Origin of the sequence: Bacteroides sp. CACC 737 (assembly GCF_013874375.1) — a bacterium.
GTDB lineage: Bacteria > Bacteroidota > Bacteroidia > Bacteroidales > Bacteroidaceae > Bacteroides > Bacteroides uniformis.
In genome coordinates, this window is record NZ_CP059408.1 from 504,235 (window position 1) to 522,373 (window position 18,139).

The window sequence follows — 18,139 nt, forward strand, 5'->3', positions numbered from 1 at the left end:
TGGTTCAATATGTTTTATTATTTCGTTGTTCCTCTTATCACCAGATTGGTACGTACTATCTTGTTGTTGCTTTTCTCTTCTCCCTCCAGCTTTCCGATTAGAATGCTGAAAGCGCTTTTACCTACTTCCTCGCCATGTTGCTCCACAGTAGTCAGCTTTGGGTCGGTGCTTTGGGCAATGGCTCCGTCGGTGAATCCGCAGATGGATACTTCATCGGGAACTTTTATGCCGACCAGTTTGCAGGCATACAGTATGCCTGAAGCTGTCTCGTCGTTGATGGCGAAGAAACCGTCAGGGCGGTTTTCGCTTTCCAATAGGTCGGGAGTGATGGAGATGGCGCGTTCACGGGTGTCGCACAACAGAATCATGCTGTCGTCCACTGGAATTTTATACTTCTTCATGGCATCCAGGTAGCCGTTCCGGCGATTCTTGGTAATCTCCAGGTGGGGAGCCGCACTATAGAAAAGGATACGCTTGCATCCGGTCTGTATCATGTATTCCACGGCTGCAAAGGAGCCGGCATAGTCGTCCACCACCACTCGCTCGGTTTTCAACCCCGTACATATACGGTCGTAAAAGACGATGGGAATGTCGTTGTTCAGCAGCTCCTGATAATGGTCGTATTTGGAAGTATCCTTGGCAAGTGAAGCGATGACTCCGCAGACACGGGCGGCAAGGAAAGAATGCACAATCTTCACTTCCTGCTCGTACGATTCGCTGCTCTGCGCCACTATGATATTATATCCGGCATCCGCCGCTGCTTTCTCAATTCCACTCAATACGCAGGAAAAGAAGTGGTGTACCAGTTGGGGAACAATGACGCCGATGGTATTGCTGCGGCTTGCTCGGAGGTTTACAGCCAGTACATTGGGCTTATAACTATGTTCGCGCGCATAGGCATGGACAAGATCACGAGTTTCCTTGCTGATGTCCGGATTGTCTTTCAGCGCTCTTGACACGGTAGAAGGGGAGACATTCAGCGCCCGGGCAATATCCTTGATGGTAATCTGCGGTTTATTCATGGTATAGTTTTGAGGACAAAGATAAGGTAAACTTCCCTAATCCGATTGCAAAAATAACGTAATATGGTAAATTGGGCTTATTCGTTGAGGTTTATCGGGTTGTAAGTTTGTGCAAACGATTGCAGACACCCGTATTTTGACAAATAGAGGTGATATATAGTTCTATATTCCCTAAATGCTTATATTTGCAGTATGCAATTAATGATGATAACGCCATGAAACACATGAAGTTCTTGACTTTCTTTTTTTGTATTGCCTTTGCCGTATTTGCATGCAGCAGCAATAATGAGACAGACCCCAACGCCGGTGGATTTCCCGATAAGGAGGAACCTCTGGTTACGGACTTTGCTAAAGGTGCCGACATCAGTTGGGTGACGGAGATGGAACATAAGGGTATGAAATTTTACAATACCTCCGGTGTGGAGACCGATTGTTTCCAGTTGATGAAGGATTTGGGCCTGAATGCGGTTCGACTCAGAGTATGGTTCGACCCCAAAGAACACGATAACTGGTGCAATATGGCCGATTTGGTGACGAAAGCCAAACGTGCCGCAGAGCTGGGCATGGACGTAATGGTAGACTTCCATTACAGTGACTGGTGGGCCGACCCTGGACAGCAGCATAAGCCTGCTGCATGGAAAGGACTGAACTTGGTCGACTTGAAGAAAGCCATCGCCGACCATACTGCCGATGTACTTAATGCGCTGAAAGCGGCAGGAGTTACTCCCAAGTGGGTTCAGGTAGGTAATGAAATCCGTCCGGGGATGCTTTGGGATGAAGATGCTGCATTGAGTGGTGCGTCCTATGATGTGAGGGAATGTGATGTAAAGGGTTCCAACAGCACTTCCGAGAAAGTGAAATACCGTGAGAACTTTGCCAACCTGGCTGCTTTTATCAATGTAGGATACGATGCGGTAAAGTCCGTCTTCGACGATGCCATTGTCATCGTTCATCTGGACAATGGATATGACAACGAATTGTATACCTGGTTCTTTAATGAACTGAAAGCCAATGGCGGTAAGTGGGATATGATAGGCATGTCGCTCTATCCTTACTGGACGATGCTCGAGCACAAGGAATACACAGCTGATAGAACTATCACCGAGTGTATTGCCAATATTAATAGTGTAGCCCGGAAATACAACTGTGACGTGATGGTGGTGGAAACCGGCATGGAGTGTGCTGACGACAAAGGGAATCTGGCAAGTGCTTCCGTGCTGGCAGAAGGGAAACGCCAACTGGCACGTATCCTGAAAGAGTGCAAGGAGAATACCGGTGGACGCTGCAAGGGCGTGTTCTACTGGGAACCGGAATGCAGGCCGAACCAATATCGGCTGGGGGCATTCACTGAAGACGGCCGCCCCACTGTGATAATGGATGCTTTTAAATAATTATATTAACAAAATCTTTTAAAGAAGAATGAGAAAGACAATACTTATCTTTTCCTGCTGCGCTTTTTTTGCCTTGGCGGCAATGGCGCAGCGTACAGAAGCATTGTTGGAAAAGAACTGGAAGTTCACCAAGGGAGATGTTCCCGAAGCAACACAAACAAATTTCGACGACAGTAAGTGGGAAACAGTGACCATTCCTCATGATTGGGCCATCTTTGGTCCGTTCGACCGCAACAACGATTTGCAGGAGGTAGCGGTTACGCAAGACCTTGAAAAACAAGCTTCCGTAAAGACCGGGCGTACCGGAGGGTTGCCTTATGTGGGTGTCGGTTGGTATCGTACGGCTTTTGATGCTTCTGCAGACAAGCAGGTCACTCTGGTTTTCGATGGTGCTATGAGTGAGGCGCGGGTCTATGTCAATGGGAAAGAAGCTTGTTTCTGGCCTTTCGGATATAACTCTTTTCATTGCGATGTTACCGGTTTGCTGAATGCCGACGGTAAAAACAATGTGCTGGCTGTCCGTCTGGAAAACAGATCCCAGTCCTCCCGTTGGTATCCGGGGGCGGGATTGTATCGCAATGTCCGCCTAGTTACTACGGAACGTGTCCATGTTCCGGTTTGGGGTACACAGCTCACCACACCGCATGTTTCTGCTGAATACGCTTCCGTGCGTCTGCGTACTACAATACGGAATGCCGGTGATGCGGATGTTCGTATTTCTACTGATATTATTGCGCCGGACGGTAAGATAGTATCCCGTAAGGATAATAGCCGGAAAATTAATCACGGACAGCCATTTGAGCAGAATTTTCTGATAAATGCTCCGTCTCTGTGGTCCCCTGAGACACCTTATTTATATAAGGCAGTATCTAAGATTTATGTAGATGGCAAACAGACTGACGAATATACCACGCGTTTTGGTATCCGCAGCATTGAGATTATAGCTGATAAGGGATTCTTCCTGAATGGTAAGCACCGTAAATTCCAGGGGGTATGCAATCACCACGATTTGGGCCCGTTGGGTGCGGCTGTCAATGTGGCTGCTCTTCGCCGTCAGTTGACATTATTGAAGGATATGGGATGTGATGCAATCCGTACCTCCCACAATATGCCTGCCCCCGAATTGGTGGAACTCTGTGACGAGATGGGCTTCATGATGATGTTGGAACCTTTCGATGAATGGGATATTGCCAAATGTGAGAATGGATATCACCGCTATTTCAACGAATGGGCAGAAAAGGATATGATAAATATGCTGCATCAGTATCGGAACAATCCTTGTGTGGTAATGTGGAGTATAGGAAATGAGGTTCCTACCCAATGTAGTCCCGAGGGCTACAAAGTGGCTTCTTTCCTGCAGGATATTTGCCATCGCGAAGACCCTACACGCCCCGTTACTTGCGGTATGGACCAAGTGACGTGTGTGCTTGCCAACGGGTTTGCGGCAATGATTGATGTACCCGGCCTTAATTATCGGGCTCACCGCTATGTGGAGTCTTATGAGACTCTTCCACAGAATATTGTGCTCGGTTCGGAGACGGCTTCCACTGTAAGTTCCCGTGGTGTCTATAAATTTCCCGTACAGAAGGGAGCTAGTGTGATGTACGATGACCATCAGTGCTCCGGTTATGATGTGGAGTGTTGTTCCTGGTCGAATCTTCCCGATGAGGATTTTGCTTTGGCTGATGATTATGACTGGACAATCGGACAGTTCGTCTGGACAGGTTTTGATTATTTGGGTGAACCTTCTCCTTATAGTACGGATTCCTGGCCCAGCCACAGCTCCGTTTTCGGTATCATAGACTTGGCAAGTCTCCCCAAAGACCGTTTCTATCTGTACCGCAGCCTATGGAACAAGCAGGCAAATACCTTGCATGTCCTTCCGCACTGGACGTGGCCGGGCAGGGAAGGGGAGAATACTCCGGTTTTTGTTTACACCAGCTATCCCAGTGCCGAACTGTTCGTCAACGGAAAGAGTTATGGCAAACAGCGGAAACTTACTGCTGATGAAAGCCGTGCTTTGGAAGGTCAGGACTCCCTTGCTTTGCAGCGTCGCTATCGCTTGATGTGGATGGATGTTCCTTATGAACCGGGCGAAGTGAAAGTGGTAGCTTATGATGCTTCCGGTAAGCCTGCAGAAGAAAAGGTGATTCGTACCGCTGGCAAGCCCCATCATCTGGAGCTGGTTGCCGACCGCACCCGCTTGTCTGCCGATGGTAAGGACCTGGCATATATCACAGTCCGTGTCGTGGATAAGGACGGTAACCTTTGTCCGGCAGACAGCCGCATGGTAAACTTCTCGGTGAAGGGTGCCGGAAAATATCGCGCTGCTGCCAATGGAGATGCTACCAGCCTCGATTTGTTCCATTTGCCCAAGATGCCGGCTTTCAGCGGTCAGCTGACGGCTATTGTGCAGAGTGGCGAGCAAGCCGGTGAGATTGTGTTTGAGGCAAGGGCTAAAGGATTGAAGTCCGGAAAGCTGGTACTTTATACTTCAGAGAAATAAATAGCACTATTTGCTTCCACTCTACCACACCTGCTCTGTAACCCTTTGTTCATCGGTGTTTGAGGTGCGGTGGAAGCAACAGAAAAAGGTGGAAGCAAATTTTGCTTCCACCTCTGTTTTTAGGGCCGACATGATGTTAACTTATTGTAATGTAACAAGTTAATATCATGTCGGCCATTTTGTTAATATCGTGTTAATGGCATATTAATATTGTGCAGACACGTTATTCATATCCTGAAAGTATGTTGCTTGGTTCATACATGCATGGCATTTCTTCAGTAAAAGCTTTGTGTTTCTTTTGTTTTGTCTTGATGTTGTGTAGTGCTTAACGGTCGTAAAGCGATTTGTTGACGGCCGTAAAGCGATCTGCCAACGGCCATCAACAAATCGCCTAACGGTCGTTAGGCGGTGAAAATCTCTGTACTTCAGCAGAATAAACATATATGTTATGTGCAAGAATGCCACATGTAGAGTGGAGAGAAGCGCTGTATTATGATATATCAAGTGATTTTTCTATCTTGTGCAACCGCATGCAATCGTTTGCACTGTTCGTTTCCCACATTTTACACTCTCTTTATACTTTACTAAAGTAATAAAGCATATTTTTGTTGCGTCATGCTTTGGGTACTTGAAAGACGTTGGAAAGCGAAAGTACGAAAATTATTTTTCGAATAATATATATAGGTAATTAATATTGTTAACTTTAATTTATTAAATGCATGAAGCAAGTTAATCTTAGAATCTGTCAAACGATTCTTACCCTAATGTTGGGGTTGTTCTTGTCAGTTGGCGCTTATGCACAGAACATTACCGTGAAAGGGCATGTGAAAGATGCCACGGGATTGGAAGTGATTGGTGCAAATGTCGTAGAAAAGGGTAATACCACAAACGGTACGATAACCGATCTTGATGGTAATTTTACGCTGACAGTTCCTCAGGGAGCTACACTAACAGTTTCCTTTATTGGTTATAAAGCACAAGAGGTAGCTGCGGCTCCTTCGGTGGTTGTGACATTGCAGGATGATTCACAGTTATTGGATGCAGTTGTTGTTATTGGTTACGGTACAGTTAAGAAAAATGACTTGACTGGTTCTGTATCTACTGTTGAAGCTGACCAAATAAACAAAGGTGTAGTTACATCTCCTGCTGACTTGTTAAGAGGTAAATCTGCAGGTGTTGTCATTACTTCAGGTAGTGGTCAACCTGGTTCAGCTTCTACTATTCGTATTCGTGGTGGTTCTTCTCTGAAAGCTACGAATGATCCGTTGATTGTTATTGATGGATTACCAATCAGTAATGAAAGTATTAGTGGTATGGGAGATCCATTGGCTAGTATCAATCCTAATGACATTGAAAGTTTCACGGTTTTGAAAGATGCATCAGCCACTGCCATCTATGGTTCCCGCGCTTCCAATGGTGTTATTGTAATTACTACTAAAAAGGGTTCTAAGGGAGGAAGTGCCATACCTAAGATAAATTTAGATTTTTCCGCATCTTTGAGCCAAGTTCCTCAATATGTAGATGTAATGAATGCAGATCAATTACGTTCTGCTGTTGAATCCTATCTCGGTAAGGAGTCTGATGCTTACAAAGCATTAGGTAAATCTGACACAGATTGGCAGAAAGAGATTTATAGACTGGCACAAACTTATGAGGCAAATTTGAGTTTTAATGGTCAATTGGGCTTAGGAAAGGTTGGAAGCATACCTTATCGTTTATCTGGTGGATACTTGAGTCAAGAAGGTGTCTTGAAACGTTCTAAAATGGATCGTGGAACAATGTCACTAAATCTTGCACCTTCTTTACTTGATAATCACTTGACAATTAACATGAATGCTAAAGGTATGATTACCAACAGCGACTTTGCCAACCAGGATGCTATAGGTGCTGCTATCCATATGGATCCTACTCAGGCGATTTATGATAATTCTGATAGAGGTAATCATGGTTATTATATGTGGCGTGGTTTAGATGGTAATTGTAATACTATGGCTACACAGAATCCTGTTGCTTTACTAAATGAGAAGAATGATATTGCTGACGCAAAACGTTTTATAGGTAATGCTCAACTTGATTATCGTTTCCATGGTTTTGAGGACTTACGTTTTAACTTGAATGTTGGTTTGGACTTTTCTAAGAGTAATGGAACAAAAGACACTCCTGAAGGTTCTGAACAATCTTTGCATAATACAACAGAATCCGGTTCTGGACGGCATGCAAATTATGATTATATGAGACGTGACCAGACTTTGGAAAGCTACTTTAATTATAATCATGCTTTTGGTGACCATCATGTGGATGCTATGGTGGGTTATTCTTGGCAACATTTTTATAAGGCAGAGAACTCTTTAGATGTTAAACAAAATGACAGAACGGCTGTGTTGGCTCAAAAGAATTCAAGAACAGAATATTATTTGGTATCTTTCTTTGGACGTGCCAATTATACCTATTCAGACAAGTATATGTTCACCTTTACATTGCGTCGTGATGGTACTTCCCGTTTCCAGAATAATAAATGGGGTACTTTCCCATCTGTAGCTTTAGGATGGAACATTGCCAATGAGGACTTTTTGAAAGAGAATAAAATTCTTTCTAATTTGAAATTACGTTTAAGTTGGGGACAAACAGGTCAGCAAGACTTGAATGAAGGTAACTATCCTTCACTTGCGACATATTATACTAACCAATTGGGTAGCTATTACTATTTCGGTAATGAGCTTATTAATCCAGTTACAGCCTTAGGATATAATGCTGACTTGAAATGGGAAACAACTACTACATGGAATGTCGGTTTGGATTATGGATTCTTGAATGGTAGAATTTCCGGAGGCATTGATTTCTACTATCGTAAAACAGATGATTTGATAAATAAAATACCGGTTTCAGCCTTATCTAACCTAACCAATTATCTGACTTCCAATATTGGTAATCTGGAGAACACGGGTGTTGAATTTGAAATCAATACAGTTCCGGTAGAGACCAAGGATTGGCACTGGGAATTAGGAGCCAATGTAGCTTGGAATAAAAATAAGATTACTAAGTTGACTGCCAGTGAAAGTGATAAATCTATGGTAGAAAGTAATGGTATCAGTGGTGGTGTTGGAAATATCCTTCAATATCAGCAGGTTGGATATCCTACAAATTCTTTCTATGTATATGAACAGATTTATGATAAGAATGGAAAACCTATTGAGGGGGCTTATGTAGATCGTAATAAAGATGGTAAAATTGATGCAGAAGATAAATATTTCTTCCATAAGCCGGCTCCTGATGTAACGTTGGGTTTCAATACTTCTTTGCGCTATAAGAATTGGAATTTGGCAGCTTCAGCTCATGCTAATATTGGTAACTGGGTGTATGACAATGTCTCTTCAGATAATGAAATGTTGGCTGATTTGTGGACAAACAATTTTGTATCCAATCGTATGTCTTCAGCAATGAACACTAATTTCAATCAAGCTCAATATTTGTCTGATTATTATTTGCATAATGCCTCATTCTTTAAGCTGGATAATATAACATTAGGTTATACATTCAAGGATTTATTGAAGGCTAAAGATCGTAATATGAATCTGAATTTGTATTTTACAGTTCAGAATGTATGTACCTTCTCTAAGTATGACGGCATTGATCCCGAAATATCTAATGGTATAGACAATAATCTTTATCCTCGCCCAAGAACTTTCATATTGGGAGCTAAGTTTAATTTCTAAGAATAACCTAAAAGAATTGAAATTTGGTATGAAACTATATAAGAATTTGATATATGTATTGTTGCTTTCTGCTGGTTTGACTGCAACATCTTGTGTGGGTGACTTGGATGTTACTCCAATTGATCCTAGTACAAATACGTCAGATAAAGCATTGAATTCAGCTGCTGACTTTAAAGCCTTTTTGGCACAGTGTTATACTGGATTTGCTACAAGTGGATCTTATGGTCCTGATGGGGATTCTAACATTTCCGGTATGGATGGTGGGCAAAGCCAATATTTTCGTGGTTTGTTCCATTTGAATGAATATACTACGGATGAATGTGTTGTAGGCTGGAATGACCAGACTATTCAAGATTTGCATGGCTTAGCTTGGACTACTTCTGATACGTTTATCTTTGCACTTTACTCTCGTATTTTTTATCAGGTATCCATGTGCAATGAATTTATCCGTCAGGCAAATGCTTCTTCTCTTGATTTTCCGGAGAAAGCAGCATATATAGCAGAAGCTCGTGCTTTGCGTGCATTGGCTTATTACCATGCTATAGATATGTTTGGTAATGTTCCATTTGCTGATGAAACATCTTCTGTTAGTTCTGTTGCTCCACAACGTATTACACGTAGTGAATTGTTCACTTGGCTTGAAACTGAGTTGAAAGATTTGATTGGTGCTAATAGTGCATTGGCTGAAGCTCGCCAGAATGAATATGGCCGTATTGATAAGGGAGGCGCCAGCATGATTTTAGCTAAATTGTATTTGAATGCTGAAGTTTATATCGGTACTGCCAAATACAATGAATGTGCTCAGATTTGTAAAGAAATTCAAGGAAAGGGTTATTCTTTGCATCCTAAATACGAAGAACTGTTTATGGCCGATAATAATGAAACAAGTACAGATGAAATTATATTTGCAGTAGAGCAAGACGGCATTAATACTCAAAGTTATGGTGTAACTAATTTCATTATATTTGCTTCTGTTGGTGGTAAGATGGATGCTGCTGCTATGGGTATTTCTTCTGGTTGGGGAGGTATTCGTGTAACCCCGGAGTTCTATGATTCGTTTGTTACGGGAGATCAAAGAGCAATGTTCTTTACGACGGAACAGCAAAAAGAAATTGATGATATTGCTAATTTTCAGCATGGCTATGCATTTACTAAATTTAAAAATGTGCGCAGTGACGGAAAGGCTACTTCCAATGTGGGATTTGTAGATACAGATTTTCCTGTATTCCGTTATGCGGATGTTTTGTTGATGTTGTCTGAATGTGCTGTGAGAGGTGCATCTACCGTTACAGTAAGTGAAGGCGCTGCTGCTTTATCATTGGTTCGTGAGAGAGCCGGGCTTTCTGCTGTATCTGCCTATACCTTGGATGATATATTGAGAGAACGTGGATGTGAGTTATATCTTGAATGTTGGCGTCGTTCTGATTTAGTCCGTTTTGGAAAATTTACTTCTGACTCTTATGTTTGGTCTTGGAAAGGTGGCATTAAAGCAGGAAAAGGTGTAGATAGTCGTTATAATCTGTTTCCTATTCCAGAACGTGATTTGAATGCTAATCCTAATTTGATTCAGAATGAAGGTTACTAAATAAAATAGTATTGTTGATTATGAAAAAAATATATTATACACTTTTTGTTTGTTTGATGGGATTGTTGACATTCTCTTGCAGTGAAGATACTGATCCTATCTATAATAGTGAGGATACTACACCTAGTACCCTGAATGCCATCAATGATTCATATACGTTGGAAGCGACGAATTCACAATTTGCTACTTTTAAGTTTACAGCAACAAATTTTGGTATTTCAACTTCCATTCTATATGCACTGGAAGCCTCTTTGGATAATAATTTTGGTTCTGTTTCCGAGTTGGGAAGTGCTACAGATGTGGATAGTGGTATTGAAATTGCTGCAGAAAAAATGAATTCAGCAATGCTGGGATGGGATGCGGTTCCTGAAACTCCAGTGACAGTATATTTCCGTATAAAGGCTTATGTACAGAATCTTTCTTCAAAGCCTACTGCGATGGTAGCTTATTCTAATGTAATATCTTCAACCATTTCACCTTATAGTGGTGAAAGAGAGTATCCTAAGGTTTGGGTTATCGGTGATTATTGCGGTTGGAGCCATGATGCAACTCAATTCTTGTTCTGCTTTGAAGAAGATGATAAGAATTATCAAGGAATGGTTGACTTTGGAGAAAAGGCTGCAAGTGGATTTAAAATTACAGGTATTGCAGGCTGGCAAGATGATTGTAACTGGGGTACTGATAGTAGCGCTGCGGCTCCGGAGGCAGAAGCATCAACTGTCCAATTGATTAGCTCAGGTGGTTCTGGCAATATTAGTTGTTACTCTAAGCGTTTCTATCATTTTAGTTTTGACAAAACTTCTTTGGTCCTGAAAAAAGGTAATTCATTTACAACATTGAGTATTATTGGTGATGCAGGCGCTCAAGTAAGCGGTTGGGGAACAGCTGAAGTTGATATGAATTTTGATACTACAAAACAACGTTTCTGGGCAGATGTAGAATTTGCAGAAGGTGAAGTTAAGTTCCGTGTTGATCATGATTGGGGAACAAGCTTTGGTTCTGCAACGGAAGGTAAGTTGGATAGTGGTGATAATATTAAAGTACCGGCCGGTAAATACCGTGTGTATGTAAATATGAATAATGCTAATGATATGACTTATGAACTGAATGAAAAAGATTTTGGTAAGTAAATTGTAGCGCGATACGATGAGGGCTGTTTCATAGCGAGGCAGCCCTCATTTTTTCTTAATAGATAATATAACAATAGTGAGCTGTGAAAATAAGAACTTTATTTGTATTGTTTATTTTGTTGGGGCATCAATGGAGTGTTGCACAACAAACTGTTTCATCTGGAAAACTCGTGGAGTATCCTCTGTTCAAATCGGCCATTGTAGCTCCTCGTGATGTTTTTGTTTGGCTTCCTTCAGATTATTCTCCAGAAAACAGATACGATGTCGTTTATATGCATGACGGACAAATGCTTTTTGATGCTGCTTCCACTTGGAATAAAGTAGAATGGGGAGTGGATGAAGTTTTGGGGGAGCTGTTGGAAGAGGAAAAGATAAGGCCATGTATTGTGGTTGGTATTGCTAATATTGCTCAAAGCAGGTATGAAGATTATTTCCCACAAAAAGCTTTGAAATATCTGCCTAATGGAAACATACCTGAGAACATTCACTTTAATGCGGACAATTATCTCCGTTTTTTAGTAGAGGAAGTCAAACCCTTTATTGATAAGGAGTATTCAACTAATAAGGGAGTAGAGCATACGTTTGTAATGGGTTCCAGTATGGGCGGGCTGATTTCTCTGTATGCAATATGTGAATATCCTGAGATTTTTGGTGGAGCAGCTTGCTTGTCTACCCATCTCACCATGATTATCAGTAGTACACAGCCTACTAAGGAGCAGACTGATTTGTGGTTTTCTGCTTTTGAAAGTTATCTTGCCGATCATTTGCCGAAAGCTAATAGCAGACTGATTTATATGGATAGGGGAGACGCGACATTGGATGCTTTTTATCCTCCTTATCAAGACAAATTGGATAAGCTGATGAAAGAAAAAGGATGGGCCAAGCCTATGTGGATATCTAAGGTCTTTCCGGGAGCTGCCCATATAGAAACGGATTGGATGAAGCGTTTGGAATATCCGGTGAAATTTTTGATAGGAACTGAGAGATGATAATGAAAGGAATGTATTGTTTTTGATTTATAAGTATGATTCGTAAAGTTTTTAATTGTATTTTGTTTTGCCTATTGTTTTTTTTGTTACCATTGAGTGCGCAGGACAAAATTCAGGAGGTTGCCCTCGCCTATTTGCATGATGAGGCGATGTCGCCTGATGACTATCTAGTAGCCAAATTCCGGAAGGCAGATATTGTGTTATTAGCAGAAGACCATGGGGTGAAAGAAAATCTGGACTTTGTTTGTAATTTGATACCTAAGTTATACGAGAATAATATTTTACTGGGTATGGAGTTTGGGGCATACGAAGATCAGCGACGGTTGGATTCTCTAATCAATGCTCCGAAGTATGATGAGCAAGTGGCTCGCGAACTGATGTTCAATTATAATACCCGATGGGCGATTACTGAATATATGGAAATTTATAGGGCTGCATGGGAATGGAACCGTTCACTGCCCAAAGATGTAAGGAAGTTCCGGATATTGAATATCAGTTATCATTATAACTGGCAAAAATTCTCCGGAGTTAGAACTCCGGAAAATATGCATGAGGTATTTCCATTGGGAAATACTGAGGACTTTCGGTGTGGATTGCTGGAACGGGAAGTTCTGGCATCAGGACAGAAGATATTAGTATTGACCGGAACTCCCCATGCTTTTACTTTTTATCATTTTCCCTACTATGATTATACGTCTCCGGGTTATGTACGTTACGAACAGAATTTTCTTGGAAATTTGTTGTACTCTAAATATGGATCAAAAGTAGTTGCAATAGCTTTGCATCAACCTTTCCCGAACCGTTTAAACCGTCAGCCGGCATTACTTTCTCCTGCTTTAGGAAGATTGGAGACCATAATGGGAAGGAGGGGCAATAAACCTATAGGTTTTGATTTGAAAGGTACACCTTTAGGTAAGTTGGATGATGATAGCTATTACTCAATGGGATATAATGATTTTACGTTGGCAGACTTATTTGACGGATATATATTCCTTAAGCCGATTAGTGGATTGTCTTCTTGTAGTATAGACTATAAGTTTATGGATGATACAAATTGGAATGAGGCTGTCAGCAATAATCCGGATCCGGATTGGCATCCGCGTCCCCAAACTAGGGAACAATATTGGAAGATGATAAAAGATTTCGTGGATATCAGAAGACGGTATACAGATGTTCAATAGATGTGTTTGGGAACTATGCAAACGTTTTCGTTCTTTAACTCCACTTTTTCATTATAGTCTGTCTATCAGCTATTTTATCTTCCTTATCTTTGAATCATAATAATTTGAAAATCTAATGATATGAAGACAATAAAGCTTCTTTCTTTTTTTTTATTTTGTGTGTTATCATTCTGCTTGGTAGCTTGCAGTGATGATAATGGTACTACACCAACGCCGGAACCGGAGCCGGAGCCAACGCCGTCAGAATGGACTGTGATAACTGCAACTCCTACAGATTGGGATGGGGAGAAACGTGCGGACATCTCTTATCAGTTACTGGTCTACTCCTTTTCCGATGGCGATGGTGACGGTTATGGCGATATTAATGGCTTAATTTCTAAACTGGATTATATAGATGCTTTGGGTGTGAAGGCTATTTGGCTTTCTCCTATTCATCCATCTCCTTCGTATCATGGCTATGATGTGACAGATTATACGAGGGTGAATCAGAAGTTCGGCACGGAAAGTGATTTTGACCGATTGGTTGCCGAGGCTCATAATCGGGGCATTAAGATTTATCTGGATTATGTCTTGAACCATACGAGTGTGGAGCATCCGTGGTTTTTGGCTGCAAAATCTTCTACTGACAGTGAATATCGCAATTACTACATATTCTCTCAAGACCCGGAAGCTGACATCAAGGCGGGAAAAATTGATATGATTTCCAGTGAAGGGGGAAACGGATATAATTCGGGAGAATGGTATTCTACGACAGCTTCAACAGATGTCGTAAGTGGATGTTATAAATTTGTACTCGATTGGTCGAATGCTTCAAAACCTACGGTGACGGTGAGCGTTGCAGAAAAGGCGGATACGGATAATACAGACCAGACAACTACTGGTGCCAAGTATCTTTATTATGGTGACCCTGCTGTTTGCAAGAAATTTTATGATAAGGGAAATGGTATTTATGAATTGACAGTGGACTTCTCTTCACCTTGGGGATTCTTGATTCGTACCAGCAATACAGATTGGGGCAACCATAAATATGGTGCTGCCTCTACCAGCACTCGTCTGAAATATGGCGAACCTTTTGCTTTAAAACAAGGTGAGGATGCTGAAGATATTATGTTTGAGTCTATGAACCTATGGTATTATCACTCTCATTTCTATACAGCCTCCTTTGCCGACCTTAATTATGGTAAATTGTCTGATTTGAAGAATTCTCCGGCATTCAAGGCTGTGGTCGCAGCAGCTAAGGGATGGATAGACCGTGGAGTAGATGGATTCCGTCTTGATGCAGTGAAACATATCTATCATAATGCTGGAGGTTCAGAAAATCCGACTTTCTTGAGAACTTTCTATGATGAACTGAATGCTTATTATAAACAGAAGGGTAAGACGGAAGACCTTTACATCGTGGGTGAAGTTCTTTCGGGTGCTAGTGAAGTAGCCCCTTATTATCGAGGGCTTCCCGCACTGTTTGAGTTTGACTTTTGGTATCGTTTGGAGTGGGCTATTAATAACAGTACGGGTTGTTACTTTGTAAAAGATATCATGAGCTATCAACAGCTTTATGCTGCTAACCGCCCGGATTACATAGAAGCTACCAAACTTTCAAACCATGATGAGGATCGTACTGCTTCCAAACTGGGTAAATCCATTGATAAGGAGAAACTGGCGGCAGCTGTCTTGCTGACCGGTCCGGGCGAACCTTATATCTATTATGGTGAAGAACTGGGACTCTATGGAATGAAGAACAATGGTGACGAGTATGTGCGCGGTCCGATGTTGTGGGGAGATAATACGGTGACTGCTTATACGGATAAGATAGACAAGGGGGTAGCTTCCAGCATAAAGTCTGTAGTGGAACAGCAGAATGATGAAAGTTCTCTGTTGAATGTTTATATTCGGTTTGCCAAATTACGTAATACTTATCCTTCATTGGCTGAAGGAAAGATGTCAAAACATGGCATTTACAATGAAAATAATACCACTGCCGGTAAGACTATTGCTGCTTGGTATATGACGAAGGATACAGAGAAAATGTTGGTAATACATAACTTTGGTGTCTCTGCCACTGAAATTACACTGACGGATAAGATAGAGAAAGCCGTCGGAGTAAATGGGGATATTCAGCAGAAGAAGGACGGTGATGACATTGTGGTAAAAATGGGCGCATATAGCACTGTCGTATTTAAAATATCCCAATAAAGCCGTTTTTATTCATACATCTTTATCAGCACCCGATTCAGCCAGTTCCAACGGAAACGGAACCAGCGTCGGGTGCTGCTTTGTTTTCCTCCAAAGCGGAGAACGAACTCACGGTAGCCATGTTTACGGAAGGGAAGTCCCACGTCCATGAACTCTAAGTGACGGTATCCGCGTTGTTTGGCATCATCCAGTGCTTTCCATACGGCAAGAATCCCCGGATATTGCAGGGCATAAGTCTTGCGCATGCCACCAGAGAACCATAGATAGGCGCTATCATCTGAATAAATGCATGCGCTGCCACCGATAATCTTCTCCTTATAAGTGACGATGAAGATTTTGCTTTGCTGCCCTTTTGTCAACTGGTTTTCGAGATGCTGAAAGAACTTGATGCTGGGGAAGTGGCGCCGTATCTTGGAAGAATATACGTGGCGCAACATCTGGGCAAAACAGAGAATCTCCTCTTTGGTACGTGCTTCCCGCACTTGGGCGCCGTTTTTGAGCCCTTGCTTTATTTGCCGGATACGTGACGGGCTGAAACGCTCTTCCACCTTTTCGACGCTGTGCAGCGAGTTGCGCACCCGCAGCCAATTGATGGCGATGTATTGGTTGTTCCGGAAAGATTTGTATCCGAACATGGCATTTTCCAGGTTGCGGAACTCGATGAGAAAAGAATCGCGCAATGCTTCATTGGTAAGCCTTTGTAGCATGTCACTGAAGATAGTCTCTTTGTCTGCCTCGTTATTGAAATATTCTCCCGTACCGTACACCTCACATCTTTTGATGATGCCGGGTGGAAACATGCGGACACTTTTACGTATGGCGGCAAGCAGTTTCGCAACGGGCTTGTCATCTTCAGATGCCACAATGAGTATGGGGGTATACCCCGGAGTTTCCTCGTAGATTCGGAACAACTCCGTGGAATGGAAGGTGTTGGTCCCCGGTAGGTCAGGAACCTTGCTCCCACGGTAATATGTAGTGAGTTTGAGGGGCATTGCTTGCAAACTTAACAAAAAAACTGAAATTTCGGTTGGCATGGGTAGGCTTTTTTATTAAATTTGTCACTATAGCTGAAGTCTTACATAAAAAGAATGGATATGATTTTTAAGAAAAAGAAAACGGTTCTCGAAGAACAGCCGCTGTGCTACTGGGAAGAGTCCTCTTATATGATGGCAGTGCCTAAGGAGGGTGGAATGGATTTGTCGGTACGGCTTTTTGAGCGCGTGGCTGCTATCTCTGGAGTGGAATTGTTGAAAAAACGTTTGCCTGATGAAGACGAACCGGGATATATGGAAGTAGGATATGATGGCGAAGTGTATGAAATAGGCTTCTATGAAGGTGATTTTTCAATGCCTGATATGTTTAATCGTCGGGATTATTATTTCACTGACGAAGAACTATATGCTATTGGCAGAGCCGATAGGGCACTTACGGTGTTCATGAAGTTCGGCGTTGACGGGCAGAAGTCCTACCATCTGCAACTGAAGATTGCTGTAGCTATGGTGCCCGACCTGCTTGCCATTGTGGACGAAAGTGCCGAGAAACTGGTTTGTGCTCGGTGGGCCACTCTAGCTGCCGACTCGGCGGTAGTTCCCGGAACGAGTGTTTTGTTTACGGTACATGCTGTGACTGATGAAGGAGGCGAGGTGTGGTTGCATACGCACGGATTGAACCGTTGCGGTTTGTATGAACTTGAGATTCTGAAATCAGACAAGGAGAATTACAACAACCATTATTACTTGATTTCCACCCTTGCCAGTCATCTGCTCGATAAAGACGATAGGACTCCCGAACCAGGTGCTGGCGTATATATCGGAATGTTGAATGACCGTTTGCCGATAGTGGCCACCTACGTTTCGTGGACAAAGGCGCTGGATGAGTACCGAAGCCTCGCTCTTGGCAGTGCGGACGACCGTGAGGAAGGACACAACGGCCGCACGGCACCCGTGTTCATCTATACGAGTGAGGACGACGAGAAAAAGGGCAGACTGCGGAAGGTGTCCGAATACGATAGCATGTGGGGTGAGAATCCACTATTCTTTATTAGTACCCGTGAGACCAATCGCATGAGTGCGTTGGCTCGCGAGCGTTTCGGTCTTGTGAAATACATGGCAAAGAAGGACGAAAGCTCTATCTTGCTTAAAATTGGCTTGAAGACAGACAGTGCCGAGCAGGCTGACGACCGCGAACATATTTGGTTTAAGCTGTTGGAGTTTGATGGAGAGCGCTTCAAGGGACAGCTTATACAAGAACCTTACGACGTCAGCCACATGCACGAGGGTGATGAAGCGTGGTTTACGGTAGAGGATGTGACCGACTGGATAATCTATTTAGAGGAATTTTCGGTTGCTCCGGATACCGCCTATCTGCTTGTCTGATACAAAAGGAAGCGGGGAGAAGATTGTAAGGGCTTTTATTCGCCATTCCCGGAT

At 42.6% G+C, this 18,139-nt stretch carries 11 protein-coding genes; 9 read left to right on the top strand and 2 right to left on the bottom strand.

The genetic code is table 11. The features are described 5' to 3' along the window. Positions 1-17 precede the first annotated feature (17 nt). On the bottom strand, positions 18-1,022 hold the full coding sequence (locus H1A11_RS02160; RefSeq protein ID WP_117601172.1) for a LacI family DNA-binding transcriptional regulator: 1,005 nt from the start codon (positions 1,020-1,022) through the stop codon (positions 18-20). Positions 1,023-1,237: 215 nt separating this feature from the next. On the opposite strand from H1A11_RS02160, the gene H1A11_RS02165 reads away from it, so the two are divergent. The 8 genes from H1A11_RS02165 (at position 1,238) to H1A11_RS02200 (ending at position 15,710) form a co-directional block, all read left to right on the top strand. Beyond that, on the top strand, positions 1,238-2,413 hold the full coding sequence (locus H1A11_RS02165) for a glycosyl hydrolase 53 family protein (protein ID WP_181757655.1): 1,176 nt from the start codon (positions 1,238-1,240) through the stop codon (positions 2,411-2,413). A 28-nt stretch (positions 2,414-2,441) separates the two neighbouring features. After that, positions 2,442-4,919, top strand: a complete 2,478-nt coding sequence (locus tag H1A11_RS02170; protein WP_181757656.1) for a glycoside hydrolase family 2 TIM barrel-domain containing protein — start codon at positions 2,442-2,444, stop codon at positions 4,917-4,919. Positions 4,920-5,638: 719 nt separating this feature from the next. Beyond that, positions 5,639-8,632 (top strand): TonB-dependent receptor, encoded by a 2,994-nt coding sequence (locus H1A11_RS02175; protein WP_181757657.1) that lies wholly within the window; start codon positions 5,639-5,641, stop codon positions 8,630-8,632. A 16-nt stretch (positions 8,633-8,648) separates the two neighbouring features. After that, positions 8,649-10,217: a RagB/SusD family nutrient uptake outer membrane protein gene (locus H1A11_RS02180; protein WP_220186790.1), complete on the top strand. Its 1,569-nt coding sequence runs from the start codon at positions 8,649-8,651 to the stop codon at positions 10,215-10,217. A 20-nt stretch (positions 10,218-10,237) separates the two neighbouring features. After that, complete coding sequence (locus H1A11_RS02185) at positions 10,238-11,347, top strand: SusE domain-containing protein (protein WP_181757658.1); 1,110 nt, start codon at positions 10,238-10,240, stop codon at positions 11,345-11,347. 83 nt (positions 11,348-11,430) lie between these two features. Further along, a complete protein-coding gene (locus H1A11_RS02190; protein ID WP_181757659.1) occupies positions 11,431-12,336 on the top strand; it encodes an alpha/beta hydrolase in 906 nt (301 codons plus the stop codon). Positions 12,337-12,419: 83 nt separating this feature from the next. Beyond that, positions 12,420-13,517, top strand: a complete 1,098-nt coding sequence (locus tag H1A11_RS02195; protein WP_255461505.1) for a ChaN family lipoprotein — start codon at positions 12,420-12,422, stop codon at positions 13,515-13,517. 120 nt (positions 13,518-13,637) lie between these two features. Next, positions 13,638-15,710: an alpha-amylase family glycosyl hydrolase gene (locus H1A11_RS02200; RefSeq protein WP_181757660.1), complete on the top strand. Its 2,073-nt coding sequence runs from the start codon at positions 13,638-13,640 to the stop codon at positions 15,708-15,710. Between the two features lie 8 nt (positions 15,711-15,718). Here H1A11_RS02200 and H1A11_RS02205 read toward each other — a convergent pair whose 3' ends face one another. Then, complete coding sequence (locus H1A11_RS02205) at positions 15,719-16,702, bottom strand: GNAT family N-acetyltransferase (RefSeq protein WP_181757661.1); 984 nt, start codon at positions 16,700-16,702, stop codon at positions 15,719-15,721. Positions 16,703-16,804: 102 nt separating this feature from the next. On the opposite strand from H1A11_RS02205, the gene H1A11_RS02210 reads away from it, so the two are divergent. After that, on the top strand, positions 16,805-18,085 hold the full coding sequence (locus H1A11_RS02210) for a DUF4026 domain-containing protein (RefSeq protein ID WP_165853592.1): 1,281 nt from the start codon (positions 16,805-16,807) through the stop codon (positions 18,083-18,085). Positions 18,086-18,139 lie beyond the last annotated feature (54 nt).